At 65.5% G+C, this 3,358-nt stretch carries 1 protein-coding gene; it reads left to right on the forward strand.

All coding sequences use genetic code 11. The features are described 5' to 3' along the window. Positions 1-39: 39 nt before the first annotated feature. Positions 40-3,358: carboxylic acid reductase (gene car, locus ACZY0B_RS27085; protein WP_463767312.1), on the forward strand; the 3,319-nt coding region annotated here is incomplete at its 3' end.

Here is a 3,358-nt window from a genome sequence, read left to right on the forward strand (position 1 = left end):
ATCCGGACTGACAGGCGGATTACAGGGAAGTGGTGAGACATGGCGTTCGTCGGCCGCAGTGACGTAAAGGATCCCGGCGCGCAGCAGGACCAGTGGGAACGGCTGGCACGCCGGCGCGAGCGACTCTACGCCGACGATGTGCAATTCAGCGCGACCCGTCCCGACGAGCAAATCGCCGCCGCGGCGCGCGCACCCGGGCTGCGGATCGGCGAGGTCATGGCGACGGTGTTGCAAGGTTACGCCGACCGGCCGGCGCTGGGACAGCGTGTGCGGGAAGTGGTTACGGACCCCTCGACGGGCCGGTCGACGCTGAACTACCTGCCGCGCTTTGAGACCGTCAGCTACGCGGATCTGTGGGCGCGTGTCCAAGCGGTGGCCGGTGATTGGCACCATCACGAGCAGCACCCGGTGCGGACCGGGGATTTCGTGTGCGTGTTGGGGTTCGCCAGCATCGACTACACGGCGATCGAGTGCGCCTGCATTCACCTCGGAGCGGTGGTGGTGCCCTTACAGACCAGCGCACCGGCCAGTCAGCACGCGCCGATCCTCACCGAGACCCAACCCCGAATCTTCGCGGTGGGAATCGACAACCTCGAAATCGCCGTCGAGGCGGCCTTGACCGGCACGGCGCCCCAGCGTCTCATCGTCTTCGACTACGAGTCCCGCGACGACGACCAACGGGCCGGTTACCAGGCAGCGTGCGCCCGGCTGGAGGCCGCGGGCAGCGCCTTGGTCATCGAGTCACTCGACGACGTTGTCGCGCAAGGAATGTCACTGCCAGACCCTCCGCTGCATGTCGCGGCGGGCGACGACGATCCACTCGCGTGGGTGTTTTACACCTCCGGCAGCACCGGCACCCCCAAGGGCGCGATGTTCACCGAGAGTCTGTGTATCGGCACCTGGCTCGCGCAGTCCGATCAGCCGGTCATCACGTTGAGCTACATGCCGATGAGTCACCTGATCGGCTACGGCTACGTGATCTTGACCTTGGCCAACGGCGGCACCAGCTATTTCGCCGCCAAGAGCGACCTGTCGACGCTGTTGGACGATTTGGCGCTGGTGCGACCGACATCGCTGAGCCTGGTGCCGCGGGTCTGCGAGATGTTCTACCACCACTATCAGCGTGAGTTGGACCGGCGCTCCCTGACCGGTGGCGGGTCCGACGACGCGGCCGAGGACCTGACCACCGCCATCCGCGAGCAGATTCTCGGCGGTCGCGTGCTGGCCGTGGGTTGCGGGTCGGCGGCGCTGTCCCCGGAAATCAAGGACTTCATGGAAACGGTGCTCGACCAGCATCTGCTGATCGGCTATTCGTCCACCGAAATCGCCGGCGGGATGATCGTGGCCGACGAGCATGTGCTGCGGCCGCCGGTGATCGACTACAAGCTGCTCGACGTTCCTGAACTCGGCTACTTCAACACCGACAAGCCTTATCCCCGGGGAGAATTGGCGGTCAAGTCGGCCCGCTTCATGGCTGGCTACTACAACCGTCCCGATCTGACCGCCACAATGTTCGATGCGGACGGCTACTACAAGACCGGCGACATCATGGCCGAGGTCGGGACGGACCGATTGCGCTACGTCGACCGCCGCAACAACGTCATCAAGCTCGCGCAGGGCGAGTTCGTCGCTGTCTCACGGCTGGAGGCTTTGTACTCGACCAGCGCGTTGATTCACCAGATCTATATCTATGGCAACAGCGAACGATCCTTCCTGCTCGCCGTGATCGTGCCCGCCGAAGCCGGTGTGGGCACCTCCATGCTCGCCGACTCGCTACGGCACATCGCACGCGACAACGCGCTCAACGGTTATGAAATCCCCCGCGATTTCCTGATCGACACCGAGCCGTTCAGCCTGGCCAACGGGCTGTTGTCCGGCGTCGGGAAATTCCTGCGGCCCAAGCTCAAAGCCCGCTACGGCGAACGCCTGGAGCAGCTCTACGCGGCCATGGCCGACGACCAGCTCCAGCAGCTGCGCGCATTGCGCACCGGCGGCGCCGACCAGCCGGTGCTGGCCACCGTCAGCAAGGCCGTGCAGGCCACCCTGGGCATTCCGGCGGACGTCTCCCCGGAAGCCAGGTTCATCGATCTCGGCGGCGATTCGCTGTCCGCGCTGACCTTTTCGACGCTGCTGGCCGACATCTACGGCGTCGACGTTCCCGTGGGCGTGGTGATCGATCCGACCGGAGATCTGCTGCGCATCGCCGATCACATTGAGCGCCATCATGATTCGGACAAACCCAGCTGCGCATCCGTGCACGACACCGCCAGCCATGAGGTGTTGGCCGGGGATCTGCGCCTGGACAAGTTCATCGATGACGACATCCTCAAGACCGCCATGTTGTTGCCCGCCCCGACCAGCGAGATCCGCACCGTCCTGCTCACCGGCTCGACCGGCTTCCTGGGGCGGTTCCTCGGCCTGGAATGGCTGCAACTACTGGCGGATTCGGGCGGCACCCTGGTGTGCCTGACCCGCGGCGCCGACGCCGCGCACGCTCGCCAACGCATCGAGGCCGCTTTGGATTCCGACCCCGAGCTGCTCGACCGCTTCCGGACCCTGGCCGAAGGCCATCTCGAGGTCGTGGCCGGTGACATCGGCGAGCCGAATTTCGGGCTCGAGGACACCACCTGGCAGCGTCTGGCCGAGACGGTCGACCTCATCGTGCACCCGGCGGCCCACGTCAACCACGTGCTGCCCTACCAACACCTGTTCGGCCCCAACGTCGTGGGTACCGCCGAAGTAATCCGGCTGGCGATCACCGCCAAACTCAAACCGATCCACTACATCTCCACGATGGGCGTCACTGCCGTGGCCCATCAGCTCGTGGATGAAGACACCGACATCCGCCGCTCCGTTCCCGCCTGTGTCGTCGGCGACAGCTACGCCAACGGCTATGGGATCAGCAAGTGGGCCGGCGAGGTGTTGATGCGCGAGGCACACGATCTGTGTGGCCTGCCCGTGGCGGTGTTCCGCCCGGGCATGATCCTCGCCGACAGCCGCTACGCGGGACAGCTCAACGCGCCGGACATCTTCACGCGCCTGCTGTTCAGTCTGGTGGCCACCGGCGTCGCTCCCCGATCCTTCTATCACGCCGCTGACGCCAGGCCGCACTACGAGGGCCTGCCGGTCGACTTCCTTGCCGAAGCGATCGCCGCGATCGGCCCGCGGCACGGCAACAGCTTCGACACGTACAACACCACCAACCCGCATGACGACGGCATCTCCATGGACACCTTCGTTGATTGGATCATCGCCGCGGGTTACCCGATCGAGAAGATCGACGACTACCCGAGCTGGCTGGCCAGGTTCGAGACCTCCATGCGCGCCCTGCCGGAACGGCAGCGCGCCCAATCGGTCC

The organism is Mycobacterium sp. IDUB_19 (genome assembly GCF_055419445.1).